This window comes from Nonomuraea sp. NPDC049028, from assembly GCF_043197735.1.
Classification (GTDB): Bacteria; Actinomycetota; Actinomycetes; order Streptosporangiales; family Streptosporangiaceae; genus Nonomuraea.
In genome coordinates, this window is the sequence record NZ_JBICTR010000016.1 from 133643 (window position 1) to 152096 (window position 18454).

At 67.9% G+C, this 18454-nt stretch carries 13 protein-coding genes and 1 pseudogene; 4 read left to right on the forward strand and 10 right to left on the reverse strand.

Going from position 1 to position 18454, the window contains the following annotated elements; translation table 11 throughout:
• Window positions 1–4: 4 nt before the first annotated feature.
• From ACGFJ2_RS50035 to ACGFJ2_RS50070, 8 genes are all read right to left on the reverse strand, one after another.
• Complete coding sequence (locus ACGFJ2_RS50035; RefSeq protein ID WP_357952766.1) at window positions 5–817, reverse strand: carbohydrate ABC transporter permease; 813 nt, start codon at window positions 815–817, stop codon at window positions 5–7.
• The gene (locus ACGFJ2_RS50040; RefSeq protein ID WP_393480764.1) at window positions 814–1680 is read right to left on the reverse strand and encodes a carbohydrate ABC transporter permease; all 867 of its coding nucleotides are present in this window, start codon (window positions 1678–1680) and stop codon (window positions 814–816) included. The genes ACGFJ2_RS50035 and ACGFJ2_RS50040 overlap by 4 nt, the downstream gene beginning before the upstream one ends.
• Window positions 1670–2977: an ABC transporter substrate-binding protein gene (locus tag ACGFJ2_RS50045; protein WP_393480767.1), complete on the reverse strand. Its 1308-nt coding sequence runs from the start codon at window positions 2975–2977 to the stop codon at window positions 1670–1672. The genes ACGFJ2_RS50040 and ACGFJ2_RS50045 overlap by 11 nt, the downstream gene beginning before the upstream one ends.
• Entirely contained in the window at window positions 2974–5271 is a 2298-nt protein-coding gene (locus tag ACGFJ2_RS50050) for a TIM-barrel domain-containing protein (RefSeq protein WP_393480769.1), read from the reverse strand. The genes ACGFJ2_RS50045 and ACGFJ2_RS50050 overlap by 4 nt, the downstream gene beginning before the upstream one ends.
• 194 nt (window positions 5272–5465) lie before the next feature.
• Window positions 5466–5684 (reverse strand): hypothetical protein, encoded by a 219-nt coding sequence (locus ACGFJ2_RS50055; protein WP_357952762.1) that lies wholly within the window; start codon window positions 5682–5684, stop codon window positions 5466–5468.
• Window positions 5685–5711: 27 nt separating this feature from the next.
• On the reverse strand, window positions 5712–6614 hold the full coding sequence (locus ACGFJ2_RS50060) for a helix-turn-helix domain-containing protein (RefSeq protein ID WP_393480772.1): 903 nt from the start codon (window positions 6612–6614) through the stop codon (window positions 5712–5714).
• A 437-nt stretch (window positions 6615–7051) separates the two neighbouring features.
• Complete coding sequence (locus ACGFJ2_RS50065) at window positions 7052–7864, reverse strand: SAM-dependent methyltransferase (protein ID WP_393480775.1); 813 nt, start codon at window positions 7862–7864, stop codon at window positions 7052–7054.
• Between the two features lie 230 nt (window positions 7865–8094).
• Entirely contained in the window at window positions 8095–8991 is an 897-nt protein-coding gene (locus ACGFJ2_RS50070) for a hypothetical protein (RefSeq protein WP_393480778.1), read from the reverse strand.
• A 74-nt stretch (window positions 8992–9065) separates the two neighbouring features.
• On the opposite strand from ACGFJ2_RS50070, the pseudogene ACGFJ2_RS50075 reads away from it, so the two are divergent.
• Window positions 9066–9659: pseudogene (locus ACGFJ2_RS50075) on the forward strand (phosphotransferase family protein); the annotation flags it as partial.
• 825 nt (window positions 9660–10484) lie between these two features.
• On the opposite strand, the gene ACGFJ2_RS50080 reads toward ACGFJ2_RS50075, so the two are convergent.
• Both ACGFJ2_RS50080 and ACGFJ2_RS50085 read right to left on the reverse strand, forming a co-directional pair.
• Window positions 10485–13658: a S8 family serine peptidase gene (locus ACGFJ2_RS50080; protein WP_393480780.1), complete on the reverse strand. Its 3174-nt coding sequence runs from the start codon at window positions 13656–13658 to the stop codon at window positions 10485–10487.
• Window positions 13659–14166: 508 nt separating this feature from the next.
• On the reverse strand, window positions 14167–15177 hold the full coding sequence (locus ACGFJ2_RS50085; protein ID WP_393480783.1) for a LacI family DNA-binding transcriptional regulator: 1011 nt from the start codon (window positions 15175–15177) through the stop codon (window positions 14167–14169).
• 127 nt (window positions 15178–15304) lie between these two features.
• Here ACGFJ2_RS50085 and ACGFJ2_RS50090 point away from each other — a divergent pair, with 127 nt between their 5' ends.
• Genes ACGFJ2_RS50090 through ACGFJ2_RS50100 form a run of 3 tightly spaced genes read left to right on the forward strand, consistent with a single transcriptional unit; the run spans window position 15305 to window position 18419 of the window.
• Window positions 15305–16666 carry an ABC transporter substrate-binding protein gene (locus ACGFJ2_RS50090; protein ID WP_393480786.1) on the forward strand — a complete coding sequence of 454 codons (1362 nt, stop codon included), beginning with the start codon at window positions 15305–15307 and terminating at the stop codon, window positions 16664–16666.
• Window positions 16666–17580: a carbohydrate ABC transporter permease gene (locus tag ACGFJ2_RS50095; protein WP_393480789.1), complete on the forward strand. Its 915-nt coding sequence runs from the start codon at window positions 16666–16668 to the stop codon at window positions 17578–17580. Before ACGFJ2_RS50090 ends, ACGFJ2_RS50095 begins: the two co-directional genes overlap by 1 nt.
• The gene (locus tag ACGFJ2_RS50100; RefSeq protein WP_225294743.1) at window positions 17577–18419 is read left to right on the forward strand and encodes a carbohydrate ABC transporter permease; all 843 of its coding nucleotides are present in this window, start codon (window positions 17577–17579) and stop codon (window positions 18417–18419) included. Before ACGFJ2_RS50095 ends, ACGFJ2_RS50100 begins: the two co-directional genes overlap by 4 nt.
• Window positions 18420–18454: the final 35 nt, after the last annotated feature.

Genomic DNA, 18454 nt, shown 5'->3' on the forward strand with positions numbered 1-18454 from the left:
GCTCCTACTTGATGGCGCCGACCGTGATGCCCCTGGTCAGCGTCCGCTGGAAGATGAGGAAGAACGCGACGGCCGGGACGATGCCGAGCAGCGCCGAGGCGCTGGACATGGTGGCGTCCATGTACTTCTCGCCCTGCAGCACGCCGAGCGCGACCGGCACCGTCTGGGTGTCGTTGGAGACCAGGAAGATGAGCGGAAGGAAGAACTCGTTCCAGGTCCAGATGAAGAAGAAGATCACCAGGACCGACAGCGTGGGCCTGCTGATCGGGACGACGATCCGCCACAGCGCCAGGAAGCGCCCCGCGCCGTCCATCCGCGCCGCCTCGAGGATCTCCTTCGGGAACTGGCCGAGCACGGCGCTGAGCAGGTAGGTGCCGAAGGCGGCCTGGATGACGGTGAACACGATGATCACCGACAGCTTGGAGTCGTACAGGCCGGCCGCCTTGGCCAGGTAGTAGAGCGGGTAGGCCAGCGCCTCCTGCGGCAGCGTGTTGGCCACCAGGAACAGCACGAGGATCCACAGCCGGCCGCGTACCCGGCCGATGCCGAGGGCGTAGGCGTTGAGCACCGACAGCAGCACGGCGAGCACGGCGACGGAGCCGCTGATCACCAGGCTGTTGAGGAGCTTCTCGCCGAAGTCGACCCGGGTCCAGAACGCGATGATCCCGTCCAGGTTCAGGCCCTGCGGCGGGCTCAGCGGGCTGCCCGCCGAATACTCGGCGGGCGTCTTGAAGGCGTTGAAGGTGACGATGACGAACGGGAACAGCATGACGGCGGCGAGCACCGTCAGCGCGGCCAGGATCGGGTAGCGTCTCACGGCTTCCGCTCCTGGAGGAACAGGAAGGCCGAGGTCACCACGACGATGATCAGCGCCAGCACGGTGGCGATGGCCGAGCCGTAGCCGATGTTGGCCTTCTGGAAGAAGTTGAGGTAGGAGAAGTACGAGGGCACCATCGTGGCGTTGCCCGGCCCTCCCCTGGTGAGCACGAAGATCGGCCCGAACACCTTGAGCGCGGCGATCGTGCACGTCAGCAGCACGACGAAGATCTCAGGGCGGATCTGCGGGATCGTGATGTGCCAGAACCGGCGCCACCACGAGGCCCCGTCGATCTCCGCCGCCTCGTGCAGGGCCGGGTCGGCCCGCTGCAGCCCGGCCATGAAGATGACGACCGGGTAGCCGAGCTGGAACCACACCATCACCGCCATCACGGTGGCCAGCGCGTAGTCGGGATCGCCGAGCCAGTTGACCTTCAGCCCGAAGATCTGGTTGACCGCGCCGTAGGTCGGGTGCAGCATCCAGCCCCACACCACCCCGGCCACCGCGACGGGCAGCACCTGCGGCAGGTAATAGGCCGCCCGCAGGGCCGAGGCCGTGCGGGGGCCGAACCTCTTGCCGATGTAGTCGAACAGCGCGGCGGCCAGCACCAGCCCGATCACCGTGGGGATGATCGCCATCGCGACGATCAGCCCCACGTTGTTGCGGAAGGACGTCCAGAAGCGCTCGTCCGCGAACAGCCGGACGTAGTTCTGCGTACCGATCCAGGTGGGTGTGCCCACCCCCGACCAGCGGGTGAAGCTCGTCGCGACATTCATCACGAACGGCACGACGATGACCGCGGTGAACAGCACCGCGCTGGGGATCAGGTACGGCCAGTAGCCGCGCTCTGCTCTAGTTGCCAAGGTCGGCGAGGTTCTCGTTGTACGGCTGGGCGATCTCGTCGAGCACCTTCGCCGGGGGCTTGCTGCCGTTGATGAGGTTCTGGACGCCGGCCACGAGGACGTCGTAGTAGCCGGGGGCCGGCCAGTCGGGGTAGAAGGCCAGCTGGTCCTGCGAGGTGAGCTTGTTGAAGTTGTCGATGAGCTCCTTGCTCTTGGGGTCGGTGATGGCGGCCGGGTCGGCCGCGACGGGGACGCCGCCGGAGTTGCCGAGCAGGTTCTGGATCTCCTTGCTCATCGTGATGTCGATGAAGTCGTAGGCCAGGTCCTTGTTCTTGGACTTCTCGGGGACGACCCAGATGTTGCCGCTGGAGCCGGGGGCGAGCTGGTTGCCGGGCCACAGGAACGAGCCCCACTCGAACTTCTTGATCTCCGTCTGGAACCGGCCGTACCACCAGCTGCCGGACACCATGATCGGGAACTTGCCGCCGATGAACGCGGTGGCCATGTCCTCGGCCTTGATCCCGGCCGAGTCCTTGGCGATGTAGCCCTTCTTCACCCAGTCGGCCAGCGTGTCGGCGGCGTAGGTGAGCTCGGGGCCGTGGAAGTCGACCTTGCCCTTGTAGAGCTCGTAGGAATCGACCCACGCCCGGTTGGCCTTGCTCAGCGCGAGCAGGTAGAAGATCTGCTGGGCTGGGTATTCGGCCCCGGCGGTGGAGATGGGCGTCACGCCGGCCTTGGCGAACTTGTCCAGCGCCGCGGTGAACTCCTCGAACGTGGTCGGCACCGTGACACCGTTCTTCTCGAACAGCTTCTTGTTGTAGTAGACCATCACGTACTCGCCGTAGTTCGGCACGCCGAACCACTTGCCCGAGCCCATGATGCCCCGGTCGTCATACTTGGCGGTGGTCTGCAGGCTGGCCGACAGCAGCTTGTCCCAGCCGCGCTTGGTCGCCTGCTCCGACAGGTCCGTCAGCAGGCCCTGCTTCGACAGCAATCCGGCGGTGGCGTTGCCCTTGTTGTACTCCATGACGTCGGGCGCCTCGTCGGAGTTGAGCACCATGCTGGCCGTCTTCTGGATCTGCTCGAAGCCCTTCTCCTCGAACTTCACCGTCACGCCCGGGTGGGTCGACTCGAACTTCTTGATCGCCGCCGCCCAGGCCTTGCCCATCGCGCCTTCGGCGCTCTCGTAGTGCCACAGTTTGAGCACGCGCGACTGGCCGCTCGCGGCCGGCTGCTGCCCGTCCGAGCCGGAGCCGCAGGCGGTCAGGGTCAATGCCGCGACGGCGAGCGCCGCCGCGGCACTTCTCAGCTTGATCATGGTGTCTCCTGGGAGGTGATGACCGCCCGGACCGGGGCGCCCGCCACCGGGGCGAACTCGACCCCGGCGACCCGCTTCGGACCGGTGACGGTGACGTGCAGGGTGTCGCCGTCGCGGGTGGCCTCGACGACGGTCTCGCCGTCGAGATCGTGGACCGTGCTACGGCTGTCGCCGCCCCCGAAGGCGACAAGGGTGATCTCCGAGGGGACGTCCACGGTGTCCCCGGGCGTGGTGACCGGGATGAGCGCGCCGTACCGGACGAACAGCGGGATCTGCTCCAGCGGCGCCGAGACGGCGCGGTAGCGCCCGCCCTCCAGCAGCTCCCCGGTCCAGTAGTCGACCCACCGGCCCTCGGGCAGGTACACCTGCCGGGTGCCGTCGGGCGTGGTCATGGGCGCGACCAGCAGGTCGCGGCCGAGCAGATACTCCAGGTCGGCCCGCCAGGCGACGGGGTCGCCCGGATGGTCGACGCACAGCGCCCGCATCATCGGCGCGCCGGTCCGCGCGGCGTCCACGGCCGCCGAGTAGAGGTACGGCATGAGCCGGTACCTCAGCCGCAGCGCGGCCACCGCCTCGGCCTCCACCTCGGGGAACTCCCACGGCTCGCGGCTGGTGGTGCCGTGCAGCCGCAGCAGCGGGGACAGCGCGCCGAACTGGGTCCAGCGGACGTAGAGGTCGTCGGCCGGGCGGCCGGTGAAGCCGCCCGCGTCGTGGCTCCAGAACGGCACGCCCGACAGGCCGTGGGCCAGGCCGCCGCGCAGCGTGCTGCCCATCGCCGGGTAACTGGTGAAGGTGTCGCCGCTCCACTGGGCCGAGTGCCGCTGGCCGCCCAGGAACGACGAGCGGGCCCAGACCAGGCCGTGCCCGTGGACCTCGCGGGTCACCTCGGCGACGGCGTCGTTGAACAGCAGCGTGTAGACGTTGTGCAGATCGGTGCCGGTCATGCCGTTGAAGGCCGTCGCGTCGTGCGGCACGCCTTCGGCGAAGTCGGTCTTGAACGCCTGCGCGCCCTGCTGGAGCAGGGGGCGCAGCAGCCCCTGGAACCAGGCGACGGCGGCCGGGTTGGTGAAGTCGACGATGCCGCAGGCCGGGTAGGACCCGTGCCAGCAGTCGGCGACGTACGCCTCCCCATCCTGATTTTTCAGGAAATATCCGGCTTCGGCGGCTTGGGGGAAAGCTGGGCTCAGGTGGGAGATGTAGGGGTTCATCCAGAGGCAGACCTTGAAGCCCATCCCGTCGAGCTCGGCGAGCATCCCGGCCGGGTCGGGGAAGCGGGCCTCGTCCCAGCGCAGGTCCGACCAGTGGCCGTCGGTCTGCCAGTAGGTGTCCAGGTGCAGTACGTCGCACGGGATGCCGCGCTCGCGGATCGTCCGGGCCCGCGTCATGACCCGCTCCTGGCTGTCCACGAAGAAGCCCGAGGAGATCCAGGTGCCGAACGCCCACTTCGGCGGCAGCGCCGGACGGCAGGTCAGCCGGTCGTAGCGGTCGAGGATCTCCGGTGGCGTCGGCCCGGCGATCACGTAGTAGTCGATCAGGTCGTCGGGGACGACGATCTGCACGACGCTGTGCGTGGACTGGCAGACGTCGAACTCCGTCGGCGCCCCGCTGTCGACGACGATGCCGTATCCCCTGCTCGACTGGTAGAAGGGCACGTTCTTGTACGCGCGCTGCGACTCGGCGCCGAAGGCGTCGAAGTTCCACATGACGGGCCGCTGGCCGCGCTTGTCGAGCGGGGTGAACGACTCCCCGAACCCGGCGAACGCCTCGTCGGCCGGCGCGGCGAAGCTCTCGTGGTAGGCCACCGTGACGCCGTCGGCGTGGGAGCGCCCGAACGGCAGCGTACGCAGCCGCCCGCTGATGTCGGTGTGCCCCCGGTCCTGCTCCACCAGCGTGACGCCCGCCGCGTCGGTGAACCGCAGCCGCCACGGGTCCAGGGTGATCTCCGCGCGCAACGAGCCCGCGTCGATGGTCAGCCCGCCGGGCCGGGTCTCCACCCGGGCTCCCGCGTACGTGCCCGGTGTCACCAAGGAGGTCGCCCGGGCCGAGCGGGCGCGGGCGTCCACGTCCTGGCCGAGCCGGACCCGGATCACCCCTTCGCCCGCCACCCGCACCTGTACGACCAGGCTCTCCTCCGCCGAGGTGATGCCCTTCAGGGTCACTCCGGAGTCGTCCACGGCCACCGGCTCGGCGGCGGTCAACGCGGACAGGCCCTGTTCACCCCGCGTGCGGACCGGCAGCTCCGGCGGGTCGGCGACAAAGTACTCGTGCGCGACCAGGGGCGGGCGGTAGGGCATGAAGGCTCCTTCGGCTGACCGGCACGGGCTCGCGCGTTAGTTTTCCGTTCCAACGAACAAACGTCAACGGTCGCCGATTAGTTTAGATGCCAGCCAAACAAAAGAAGAGAGGACCCTGCGCGGAGCGGCAGGTGTTCTTGGCAGTGGCTCGCGACAAGCTCTTGGCAAGCCAACAGCGGCGACGCCGAAACGCGTCAGGCCGCTCTGGGATGGCCGACCGAGCAGACACCGGCCTGCAGCAACCGGGCCTCGATCTTCTCCTGCACCGAGACCGGACGATCGACCCGATGGCCCACCCGGCGCTTGGCCGCGCGGGGATCTCCGCCCGGACGCGAGCCGCCCGACGCCTGCATGGGCTCGATCTCCAGCGCCTTATCCCCGCGCTCGAACTGGCAGCGGTCTCCTCGGCCCATCGAGTCACCGCTGCCCGGAGCAGCGAGCTACAACGTGCTGATGATCTGGCGGAGAGTCGTCCGGGACTCGGCCGCGGACTGCGCGTGGACACCGAGCTGGTTCAGCAGATGCCGGTACGGGCGAACGTCGGATTCCTTGCTCAGATATTGCGCGCTAGCGAGTTGCTCAAGATAGACAACATCATCCAGTTCTGCCTGGGCGAACCGAAGGAGGGTGATGGGGCCGACACCTCCGACGCGGCTGCCAGAGCTGAAGGGAAGAACCTGAAGGGTGACGTGACGCAACACGGCCATCTCCAGGAGATGTTCGAGCTGGGCGCGCATCGTCGTGCTGCCGCCGACCTGACGGCGCAGCGCCGCCTCGTCCATCACCACCCAAAGCTTGCGCGACGTGGGTGACATCAGGATCTGCTGGCGGCGCATCCGTACCGCGACCCGGCGCTCGATCTGCTCGGCAGAGGCGTTCTCGTAGCCGTCTGCGATGACCGCGCGGGCGTAATCCTCGGTCTGCAGCAGGCCGGGGACGAACTGGACCCCGTAGGTGCGGATGATGGCCGCGTCCTGCTCCAGCCCAAGGTAAGCGTCGAACCAGTCGGGGAGTACATCTCGGTAGCCCTGCCACCAGCCGGGCGCGTTGGCCTGCTTGGCCATGATGAGTACGGTCTGGCGTTCGGCCTCGTCCACGCCGTACAGGGTGAGCAGGTCAGCCACATCACGCAACTTGAAACTGGTCCGCCCGCACTCCAAGCGGCTGATCTTGGAATGTGAACTCCGGATGACATATCCGGCGGCTTCGCGAGTGATCTCCCGTGACTCGCGCAACTGTCGCAGGTACGCGCCGACTAACATCCGTAACGCTGTCGGCCCAGACTGACGCAAATCCCCGTCGGAGATTCGCGGCAAGTCGCCTGTACCGCGAACAGTCGGCATGCATGCTCCCAAATCGGTGAATTTCCCCGGTCTGACCGTCGATCATCCTGCCACGGCAGCTGGCTCAAACACCATATTCCACTTGATCTCCCGCCGCCTCTTCCCTTCGAGCGCCGCGCCTGGCACTGGGCTATGGAAACTTCCCATGTGCGAGCGAGTCAACTCGTCTCGAAAGCTTCTGACCAGCGGAAATTCCCGGTATCGGGAATTCCCGCCGCATATGACGGCACGACTTCTGACCGTTCTGCCCCCAGGCTCCAGTTCACCAAGAAAATCACGCATGGTGACTAAGCCGATACGGCAATACTTTCGACGCGATACCCTTCACGCGCTACACCAAAGAACCTGACCTCAGTGATACTGATTTACCCTGTCCGCGGCGCATCCTCGCTGGACTCCCAAGATCGATGCAGATCTCCAGGGCGGCATCGGCGGTTTCAGGGCTTTCGGCCGACTCCGCAGTAGCCAGCCAGTTCGGCGGGTTCACCCCAGGGGGTGGCCTCGACCCGCCACCGTGACATCGAGACCAGGCCGGGTTCTACCATTTGCAGGCCGTCGAAGAAGCGGCTGATGTCGGCGCGGGTACGGGGGGTTATCGAGTCGGCCTTCTTGTTCCATTCCTGCTGGGCCTCGGCCTGGGCGGTCGTCTCGCCGTCGAAATCGAGGGTGGCGTGGGTGATCGCCAGGTAGCTGCCCGGGGGCACGGCGTCCAGCAGCCGCATCACGCTCTGGTGCACCTGGGCGAAGTCCGGGACGAGATGCAAGATGCCCAGCAGCATGATCGCGACTGGCTCGTCGAAGTTCAGCGTCTGCGCGGCCCGTTCCAAGATTTTGTCCGGGTCGCGCAGGTCGGCGTCGATGTAGTCGCAGACCCCCTCTTCGGAGCTTTTCAGCAACGCCTCGGCGTGCAGCAGGACCAGCGGATCGTTGTCGACGTAGACGATGCGGCACTCTGGGGCGACCCGCTGGGCGACCTCGTGGGTGTTGTCCATCGTTGGCAGGCCGGTTCCGATGTCCAGGAACTGGCGGACGCCTTCGCCGGTGAGGAACCGTACGGCCCGGCCGAGGAAGGCTCGGTCAGTGCGGGCGATGTCGACGATCCCGGGGAAGGTCTTCTTGTACTGGTCGGCGGCCTCGCGGTCGACGGGGTAGAAATCTTTGCCCCCGAGGAGATAGTTCCACACCCGCGCCGAATGCGGTCTCGTGGTGTCGATCTTGGCTAAGAGCTCCTGGCCCGAGGTGTCGGTCATGGAAATCTCCTGCGTCGTCTTGTCCGTATTTGTCAGGCCTTAACGTAGTCGCCCAAGGCGCTCCTGAACGTGACTGTGGCAGCGTGTCCCGCGCTTTTGACCATGGCGCTCCACGACCTGCGCGTCTCGGAGCCAGAGGAATACGACCCCGCGTTTTATGTCGTGGTGGACCCGGCCATCAGGACCGACATTCTCCTGGCGCTCAACAGGTCACGCTCCGTACGCGCGGGTCAGAGTCTCCGGATGCAGATGATCGCCGGGCAGGGGTCGGGGCCGGAGGCGAGCCCGTACAAAGTGGACGTCGAGCTCGTCACCGAGTAATCGGCGGGCCGCCGACACTCGAACTCGATGCTGACGTGCCCGACCACCTTCCCCCACGCCTTCTTGGCCTTGCAGGACACCTTCTTCAGTCCCCCGACGATGGAGTTCTCCGTGCCGAAGACCGTCTTGCGGCGCTTCGTCTTGGGAGCGGTCAGGCAGCTCGCGAGCGCGTACTGGGGACCGACCTCCTTGGCGTCCTCACCCGGCCCGACGCATAAGTAGGAGCCCTGCCACTTGTAGGCGTAGGACCAGATCTTGCGCGTACACGCCTTCTTCGTCCTGGTGAACTTCCTGATCCTGCCGGGGCCGTGGCCGTCGTAACAGGCCCGCTCCTCGACGGATACGACGGGCTCGTCCTCGATGAGCGTGCAGTCGCCGACGCGTAGGATCCCGCCACCCTTGCCGACGTCCCCCGGGTGCGGGGCGCGGCGGTTGCGCAGGCAGACCGTACGCGGCGGCTCCAGACCGGTCGGGGTGTCCAGCATCCCGTCGGTGTCCTTCGGGCACTCCACCGGCCCGTTGCCCTGGTAGACGAGCTTGGTGATCTGGGCCCCGGCCGTCGCGAGTGCGCAATCGGCCAGCGCGGGAACCTGGCTGTCCGGCTTGGGCATCTGGACATCAAGGCAGAGCCCGGCCGCCCAGGCAGTCGACTGGGTGGGAGAAGGGGGCGGATTCGGCGGGAGCGAGGTCGCGCAACTCGCGGCGGAGGGCTGGGGCGTGTCCTTCGGCGGGGTGTCTGCGTCGCAAGACGAGACGGTCACCATGACCGCCACCAGGGCCGCCACCGTCCATAACTTGCTGCTCACGTCCTGCCACCCCCGCGAGATAGCCCCGTCGGAGAGACGGCCGCGCGGTCACCTGGTGGCGAGAGCTACCACCCCACCGACACGGCACGGCGCTGATGGTCGCGACGACGCTGCGCCGCCTTCACGGCCTCCCGCCACCGACCGAGTTCGACATCGGCCGATTGGATCCGTTCGTACGACTCGCAGAGCGGATCGATCGTGCGGCCACCCTTGACGAGTCGGACCTGGCCTGGATGCGCGCCCGCCTGGCCGATTTGAGGGCGCGCTACGCAGCGCTACCCGAGGGCCTGCCGGAGACCGTCGTGCATGGGGACGCATGGATCGGCAACGTGGTGAGCACGGACGACGGCGGCGTTGTGCTGCTCGACCTGGAACGCTGCTCGGTCGGCCCGCCCGAATGGGACCTGACCTCCACGGCTGTCAAGGCTTTCACCTTGGCCGGCATCACCGCCGAGGACTATGGCACCTTCGTCCGGGTATACGAGCACGACGTCACCTCGTGGGCCGGGTTCGAGACGCTGCGGGACGTCCGCGAGTTCCGTATGACCTGTATGGCGGCCCAGGTCGCCGCCGAGAATCCCGCTCGGCACGACGAAGTAATGCTGAGGTTGGCGTGTCTGCGTGGCGAGCATGGACCAAGGCTTTGGTCCTGGACAGCCGTACCGTAGCGTTGCATGGTTTCCACGATCGGCGCGGGCCCGAATGGCCAGGTATCTCTTTCACGCCTGTGATAGGACTTCGATCATCAGATCGTGCGCGAGGCAGCCATCAGCGCGGAGGCCCGCCACGTGCCTGATTGGATACGGGACACCGGGGCTTCTCCAGTTACGATGCTCGGCCGCCCCGAAGGGCAACCGCCATTGGTCTAGATCAACGCACCGGGCGTCCGCCTTCGGGTTGCGATGCTCGCCGCCCCGAAGGGCGACCGCCATCGGTACAACTCCACCGCGCGCCCCTTGAAGATGTTGTTGCGATGCTCGGCCGCCCCGCAAGGCGACCGCCACACCTGGAGACCAACACCTTGCCGGGCCTGTCGGCCACGGGGTTGCGATGCTCGGCCGCCCCGAAGGGCGACCGCTACGGCCTCTGATCGGGCAATACGCCTCTCAAGACCAGAAACCACTCTCGAACGATTCACCTATCAAGCAACATACAGGGCCATATCTCCCTCGGAACACCCGGCGCGTCGCATGAGCACTACAGGTTCCGAAGCACACAACCAGAAAAGCCCATCAGCAGTATCACCAACCCACATCCCCCTTGCACAGAGGACCTGGCCACAGTACGAGCCTGGAACGCATGATCGCCACCACCCCAAGGACGGAAAGCGCTCCAGACCCAGCAACATCACCCGGCCATCGTCAGCGCCGACCCGCGTATCGCCGCAAAGCACGCTTCAAAAACAAGTCCGGCTACCGAGCCCTCCGAGCGGCGAGATTCTCACACAACCGCCCCGGCCGGACCCGGCCAGGACGGTGGGTGTGGCCGACCGGTCAGCCGATGGCGTAGGCGCGGGTGATCGTCTGGGTCAGTCCGATGCCCGCCGTGTCGGTCACCACCGCGCGGAGTGAGACGAAGCCGGCCGTACCCGGGTTCGGCACCATGGCGGACCAGCCCGAGCCGGTGCGGACGACCGGGATCTTGCGCCAGTTCGCGCCGTCGTCGACGGACATCTCCAGCCCGACCGACTTCGCCTTCACCGGCGCGGACCCGGCGTTGCGCTCGATCCGAATGGGCAGGCGGGTCACGCTGCCTGGCTTGGCGCGGTTCGATGCGTCCAGGCCCTCGGGGTTGTACCGGACCGCGGTCAGCGGCAGCGGCTGCTCCGTGGCCGTGGTCGCGGACGGGAACGTCCACACGGACTCCACGCCGGTGGACAGCGCCGAGTGCGGGACCTGCCTGCGCATCGACGCGGTCAGCGTGTAGGAGCCGCGCCCCGAGGGAAGGTCGGCGCGCAACTGGCACTTTTCCTGCTCGTAGACCCAGCAGCCGGCGAGGTCGGCCTTGGCCAGCACCTGCCCGTCCTTGGCGAGGGTGGCGACGCCGGTGGCGGCGGTGTCCGACCCCGTCCTGCCCGCGCCCCCGTCGGAGAACAGCCCCACTCCGGAGAAGGTCAGCTTGTCGCCGGTACGGCTGCCGCCCGGCAGCAGGAACGCCGGCCCGGTGACCGCGCTGTTCCAGACCTCGCTGGTCTGACCGCGCTTCATGAGCTTGCCGCCGTCGAACACCAGCGAGGTGCCGACCTCAAGCCCGCTCTCGTAGGTCAGCCCGGGCGTGCGGTAGTGGATGAGCGTGCCGGGCAAGGCGATATCGTCGACCAGCGGCCTCAGGGCCGAGCCGGGGAAATCAGCCATGCGCAGTCCGGACATCGGCATGCCCGTGGCCGCCACTCCCGCGGCCCGGTAGGTCGCGGTGACCTTCGCCAGATCCTTCTGCCGGAAGTTGTGGACAGGATCCTCGGGGAGGCCGTCGGTGCGGTGGTCGACGATCTGGTAGACGTACGGGCTGGGAGACGCGTCCTTGCTGAGCCACATGGTCTCCACACCGTAGGTCAGACCTGCCTGGCGGCTGGGAACGACGAAGAGGTTGTCGTTGACGTCGCCATTTGTCGACCACCAGGAGTTCCATGCGCCGTGGGTCACCCCGAGGGCGTAACCGCGCTGACGTTCGGCGCTCGGATCGTCAAGCGTGATCTTGGCCGCCTTGCCCTGGCGCGCGTCCACCGTCAGCTTCTGGTCGCCGCCGTCGATCTTCAGCGCGGGGTCGGCGATCGTCATGACCCACTTCCCGTCGATCTTCTCCGTGATCTCGGTGTAGACGCTCCAGTCGCCCTCGGGCAGTCGTACCTTGGCCACACCGTCACGGAAGGCCGGCTGGTGGAGGGCTCCGGTCTTCGCGTCATAGATCTGGCTCTGCATGGGGTTGATGGGCTGGCCCTGCTTGCCGACGACGGTGAGCGTGACGTCGTAGGACTCGGGCTCGACGTAGGCGCCGGCCAGCGTGCGGATCACCGTCTCGCCCGACCTGGCGGTGACCGTTCCCGGGTAGTCGCCCGGCGCCTTGCCACCGGCGTCGATGGTGAGCGTGACCGAGGCCTCGCCCTTGGCCGGGACCGTGACCTGGTCGGCCGGCAGCTTCAGCACCTCGCCCTGAGCCGACAGGTCGAGGGCGACCGGAGCGTCACTCGCGTTGGCGTACGTGATCGTTTTGGTCGTCACCCGCTCGCCGGCGGCGTTCCAGGGGAAGGCCGCCCAGACGTTGCCCTGCGCGACCGTGACCTGCTGCTTCAGCGCGCGTTCCAGGTCGATCAGCCCGGCTCCCTGCTGATAGAGCGTCGCGCCTTGAGCGGGCGCGGCGCTGCCGATCAGCGCGGCCTTGAGCTGCGCGCCCGTCCACTCCGGGTGGCGCTGAGCCAGGATGGCCGCCGCTCCCGCCACGTGCGGGGTGGCCATCGAGGTGCCGCTGAGCGGCCGGTGGAGGCCGTCGGCGGTGCCCGCCGCGGCCGCGGCGACGATGTTCACGCCCGGCGCGGTCACGTCGGGTTTGATCGCGTGGTCGCTCACTCGCGGCCCCGGGCTGGAGAATTCGGCCAGGCGACTCTTTTTGTCCACCGCGCCCACGGTCAGCGCCGCTTCAGCGCTACCGGGGCTGATCACCCTGCCCCTGGCGCCGTCATTTCCCGCCGCCGCGACGAACAGCGTGCCGGTCCGCTCAGAAAGCGTGTTGACCGCCTGCTCCAGTGGGTCCAGATCGAGAGCGTCCACGTCGCCGAAGCTCATGTTGACGACTTTGGCCTTGATCTCGACGGCCGCCCACTCCATGCCAGCGAGGATGGCCGAATCGGTCGGGCCCGCGGGACCGCCCACCTTCCCGATGGCCAGCGTCGCCTCCGGCGCCACGCCCCGATACTTCTGATCCCTTCCCGCCACGATCGAGGCGACATGAGTGCCGTGGCCGAGGGAGTCGCGGATGTCGGGTTCGTCGCTGAAGTTGCGCTCCTGCTGTACCGCGTCCTTCAGGTCCGGATGGTCGGGGTCGTAGCCGGAGTCGAGGACCGCGACGGTGACGCCCTTGCCCGTCATGCCCTGCTGCCACGCCTGCGGGGCGCCGATCTGCTTGACGCTCTCGTCCAGCGAGAACGACCTGCGGCCGTCCAGCCACAGCTTGGTACGACCCGCCGTCAGGGCGCGGGCGCCACCGCCTGTCAGATCCTTCCAGGTCTGGGCGACGTTCGCCTTCGGCACGCGCGCCGCGCTCATCCCGAGGCTGGATAACTGCCGGACCCGCTGGGCGCCCTGCGGTGCGACGGCCTGCCCGGCGGTCCCTTGAGAGATCACGGGGATGTCGGGGGTGTCGGCGTCGCCGTACTTCCAGGCCAGGAGCTGGGTGACGTCGAACAGCCGCCGGTCCAGCACGCCCTGGGCGATCAGCGGCGTGGCGTCGGCGGGTATCACGTACAGGTGGCCTCCGAGCACCTGGCTCGTGAAGTCCGTCCGCCTGCCGGGACCGGGCTCCACACGGTGCCCCGGCCCGGTGACCACGACCCGGTCACCGGTGATCAGGGTCACCCCGTTCTCCTGCTGAGGCGGGGCCTGCCGGGCCCACGCCGGCGTGACGCCGATTGCTCCCGCCGCGAGAGCGGCGATGAGCGACTTGCCTAAATTCACGGTCTACCTCATAGACGTAGGTTGATGATCTTCTCCTCTACTATTCACCGAAAGGCGTATTCGTCTTCCCGATCACGAAATTCCGTGCCGTCTGGGGGGAAGCACAGCGAGACGCCCGGCGAGGGGCCTTCCCTGCCGAGCGTCTTTCTATGTCTGAGCGTTGAGCTCAGTGGCGATGGCGGCGGCGACGGCGCGCAAGCGCCGCTCCATTGCTACCGCTGGACAGATCCGGAGGCGCAGGAACCGGCGGGCGGATCATGCCGAAGAAGCACAGAATAGACATAATGTTCTCCGTGGGATTCTGGTGTCAGCGGGGACGGGTGCTGCCCCCGCTCTCCACGGTAGAACAACGCGCGCGCCCCCAGACTGCCCCGCCAGAGGGCTTGTGACCTGGATTTTCATCTCCCGCACCCATGCCGAGGCTCAGGTCGCGGTGCTGCCCCCCGCGCTTTACGCCGCGGATGGGTCGCTGTGGCGTTCCGACTCCGCTGGGAAAGACTACGCCGGGTCAGAGAGCGGTGCTCTCCCGGACGATGAGGCGGTGGGGGACGACGATCTCCGACGGCGTGGGCGCCGAGCCGTTGATCGAGTCGATGAGGACGCCCACCGCCAGCCGGGCGATCTCCGCCTTGTCCGGGGCGACCGTGGTGAGACTGGGCGTGCTGTACTCGCCCTCCTCGATGTCGTCGATGCCGACCACCGCGACGTCGTCCGGGATGCGGCGCCCGGCCCTGGTCAGGGCGCGCATCGCACCGAGGGCGAGCAGGTCGTTGTAGCAGAACACGGCGTCGGGCGGGTCGGGCAGCGCGAGCAGACGCTCCATCGCCTCCAGGCCCAGACGCCGGTGGAAGCGCGGGGTGGGGACGATGAGCCGCTCGTCGACGTCCAGCCCCATCCGGGCGTGCGCCTGCCGGTAGCCGGAGGTGCGCAGCTGCGCGGTCTCGCCGGTCGCGTACGGCTGGTCGCCGATGGCGGCGACGCGGCGGCGGCCCTGCTCCAGCAGGTGCCCGGTGGCCGTACGGGCGGCGGCGACGTTGTCGATGGCGACGTGGTGGAAGCTGCCGTTGAAGATGTGCTCGCCGAGCAGCACGATCGGGACCCGGTTGCCCCGGCCGCGCAGCTCCTCGGCGGAGATGGCCAGCGGGCTCAGCAGCAGGCCGTCGAACATGCTGGCCCTTGAGTCACGGGCCAGCAGCTCACGCTCCCGCTCGGCGTCGCCGTCGGTCTGGTCGACCATCACCACGTAGCCGTGCGCCCTGGCCGCGGTGATCACCTCGCGCACCAGCTCGGCGAAGTAGGGGACGTCCAGCTCGGGGACGACCAGGCCGATCATCCCGGTACGGCCCTGCTTGAGGTTGCGGGCGATCAGGTTGGGCCGGTAACCCACCTCGTCCAGCACGACCTGCACCCGGGCCCGCAGCTCGTCGGAGACCGGCGCGTAGCCGTTGACCACGTTGGACACCGTGCGGATCGAGACGTTCGCCCGCTTGGCGACGTCACGCAACGTTGGACGGGCCATGTTCCTCCTCTGCGGTTGGTGTGATCATAACTCACTCTTGCATCGTTGCAGAGGAGTATGCATGATGTCTGCATCGTTGCAGAGCGTTTCTCCGCAAGCCGCGCCGTACCCCGTCCGAGGAGTAGAGATGTCCACACCCGCCATGGCCCGCCGCGGCTTCCTCAAGGGAGCGCTCGGAATCGGCGCGCTGGCCGCGGCCGGCGCCTGCGCTCCCGGCGGCGGCACCAGCGCGGCGCCGAGCAAGCTGGCCAAGCCCACCGTCACGGCGTCCACCTCCGCCAAGGGCGAGATCACGATCTGGAACCGGTCCGGTGACCTGTTCAAGGTGTTCGACGCGGCGATCGGCAAGTTCCGGGAGGCCTACCCCGGAGTCAAGGTGAACCACCTGGCCGTCGACATCGACGCCAAGCTGGCCAACACCCTGATCAGCGGCACCGACGTGCCGGACGGCAGCTTCTGGGACGACGCCAAGATCGGCGGCCAGTCCGAGCACCTGTACGACCTGACCGACCTGATCGCCCCCTACCGCGACAGGGTCGCCCCGTACAAGCTGTCCGTCAACACCGTCGGCGGCAAGATCTTCGGCGTGCCGTGGGACCTGGACCCCGGCCTGCTCTGGTACCGGGAGGACATCCTGCAGGACGCCGGCGTCGACCCGGCCGGGATCGGCACCTACGACGACCTGCTGACCGCGGCCCGGACGATCAAGGAGAAGGACCCGAAGACCAAGCCCATCCACCTGGACAAGAACCCCTTCCTCGGCCAGCTCTGGCTGGAGATGCTGGCCAACCAGCAGGGCACGAGCCTCGCCGACGCGCAGGGCAGGCTCCGCCTGGAGTCGGCCGAGTACCGGCGGACCCTGACCTGGATCCAGGACGCGGTCAAGGGCGACCTGGTCACCCACGCGCCCTACCTGGAAGCGGCCGACATCAACACCCTCGACAGCGGGCAGCAGGTGTTCGTCCCGTGGGCGATCTGGTGGTCGTTCGCGCCGCAGCAACTGCTCAAGGCCACCAAGGGCAAGTGGCGGGCCGCCCCCCTGCCCGCGTGGACGCCCGGCGGCGCCCGCAGCGGCGCCATGGGCGGCAGCAGCTTCATCATCCCCGCCAAGGCGAAGAACCCGGAGCTGGCCTGGCTGCTGTATGAGTTCCTGTGCTTCACCGAGCCCGGCTGCACCGCCGTCTACGGCCCCAACAGCATCTACCCCGGTGGGCTGTCCACCTCCGTACCCTCCTTCACCCCGGCGCTGAAGCCGGACAAGCCGCTGTTCAAGCCGATCGACGCGCTCGGCGGCCAGGACCTGTGGAAGGTCGCCGTCGAGGCCGCCGCCACCATCCCGGCCGCCGCGCCGATCCCCGTGTGGTGGGCCCAGTCCGTGGACTATCTCGGTGACAACACCCAGCGCCTGATCGAGGGGAAGATGTCCCCCGACGACGTGATCGCCGAGTCGGCCAAGAAGATCCAGCGCAACCTGATCGACCGGGCCTGATGTCGAGTCTCACCGCCACGACGGCAGGGCGGGCCGCCACCGGCTCGCGGCGCCTGCCCCGGCTCTCGCCGTACCTGTTCATCGCGCCGTTCTTCGCGGTCTTCGCGGCCTTCGGCGTCTACCCGCTGGTCTACGCGCTGCGCCTCAGCCTCACCCGCTGGCGCGGCGCGGGCGAGGCCACCTGGGTCGGCGTGGGCAACTACGTCTACCTGCTGACCAACCCCGACTTCTGGGCCTCGCTCGGCAACAGCGCGGTGATGTGGCTGCTGATCGTGCCGGTCCAGGTCATCGCCGGACTGGGCGCGGCGGTACTGCTGGCCAACGCGCGGCTGCGGCTGCGCGGGCTGTTCAGGGTCGCCTTCATCGCGCCCTTCGTGACACCGCTGGTGGCCATGGCGCAGGTGTGGATCGTGGTGTTCGACGAGGACTACGGGCTGATCAACCACGTGCTCGGGCTGATGGGCCTGCCCGCCGTCAGCTGGCTGACCTCCACCGCGTGGGCCAAGCCGACGCTCGCGCTGCTGTTCCTGTGGAAGACCACCGGCTTCGCGATCATCATCCTGCTCGCCGGACTGCAGGCCGTACCGGGTGCCGTGTACGAGGCCGCCTCGATCGACGGCGCCTCGCGATGGCGGCAGTTCTGGTCGCTGACCGTGCCGCTCGTCCGGCGCAGCATCGCCTTCCTGGTGGTCGTGCAGACGCTGGCGGTCTTCCAGATGTTCGCCGAGCCGTACGTGGTCACCGAGGGCGGCCCCTACGGCTCCACCACCACGGCCGGCCTCTACCTCTATGACCACATCTCGGCATCCGACCTGGGCACCGGTGCCGCCAACTCCTTCCTGCTGGTGCTGCTGGTGTTCGGCCTCTCGCTGGGCGCGGTCCGGCTGCTGCGCCCGAAAGACGAGGTGTCATGAAGCAGGCCAGGCCCGGTCCGGTGCAGTACGTGGTGCTCGCGCTGCTCGCCGTCGCGTTCCTGTACCCGATCTGGTGGGCGCTCAGCTCCTCGCTCAAGCCCGCCGCCGAGATCATCACCAGTCCGCTGTCGGTGGGCGGCCCGACGCTGGACAACTATCGGGCCATGTTCGCCGACGTGCCGATCGGCACCGGCTTCGTGAACACCGCGCTGGTCCTGGCGGTCAAGGGCGCGATGACGATGGTGTTCTGCCCGCTGGCCGGCTACGCCTTCGCCAAGTACACCTTCCCCGGCAAGAACGCGCTGTTCGGGGTGGTGATGCTCACGCTGATGCTGCCGACCCTGGTGCTGATCATCCCGCTGCTGCTGGAGATGAGCGCGCTGGGCTGGGTAAACACCTACCAGGCGCTGATCCTGCCGGGCAGCGTCGACGCCTTCAGCATCTTCTGGATGCGCCAGGTCATCGCCGCCATCCCGGACGAACTACTCGACGCCGGGCGGGTGGACGGCGCGAGCGAGTTCGGGGTCTTCGCCCGGGTCGTCATCCCGGTGATCCGGCCCGGCCTGGCCGCGCTGGCCGTGCTGACCACCATGAACATCTACAACGACTTCGTCTGGCCGGTCGTCGCCGTCAACGACACCGCGCACCAGACGGTCCAGGTGGTGCTGTCGACCCTGGCGCAGAACGTCACCGGCAACCGCGTCGGCGCCGACTTCGCCACCGTCTGGGGTGAGCTGCTCGCCGCCGGCAGCATCGCCATGCTGCCGCTACTGGTGATCTTCATCCTGCTGCAGCGCCACTTCATCAGCGGAATCCTCGCCGGCAGCGTCAAGGGCTGACCGCGCACACCTCTCATGATCGGAGCACCCTTCCA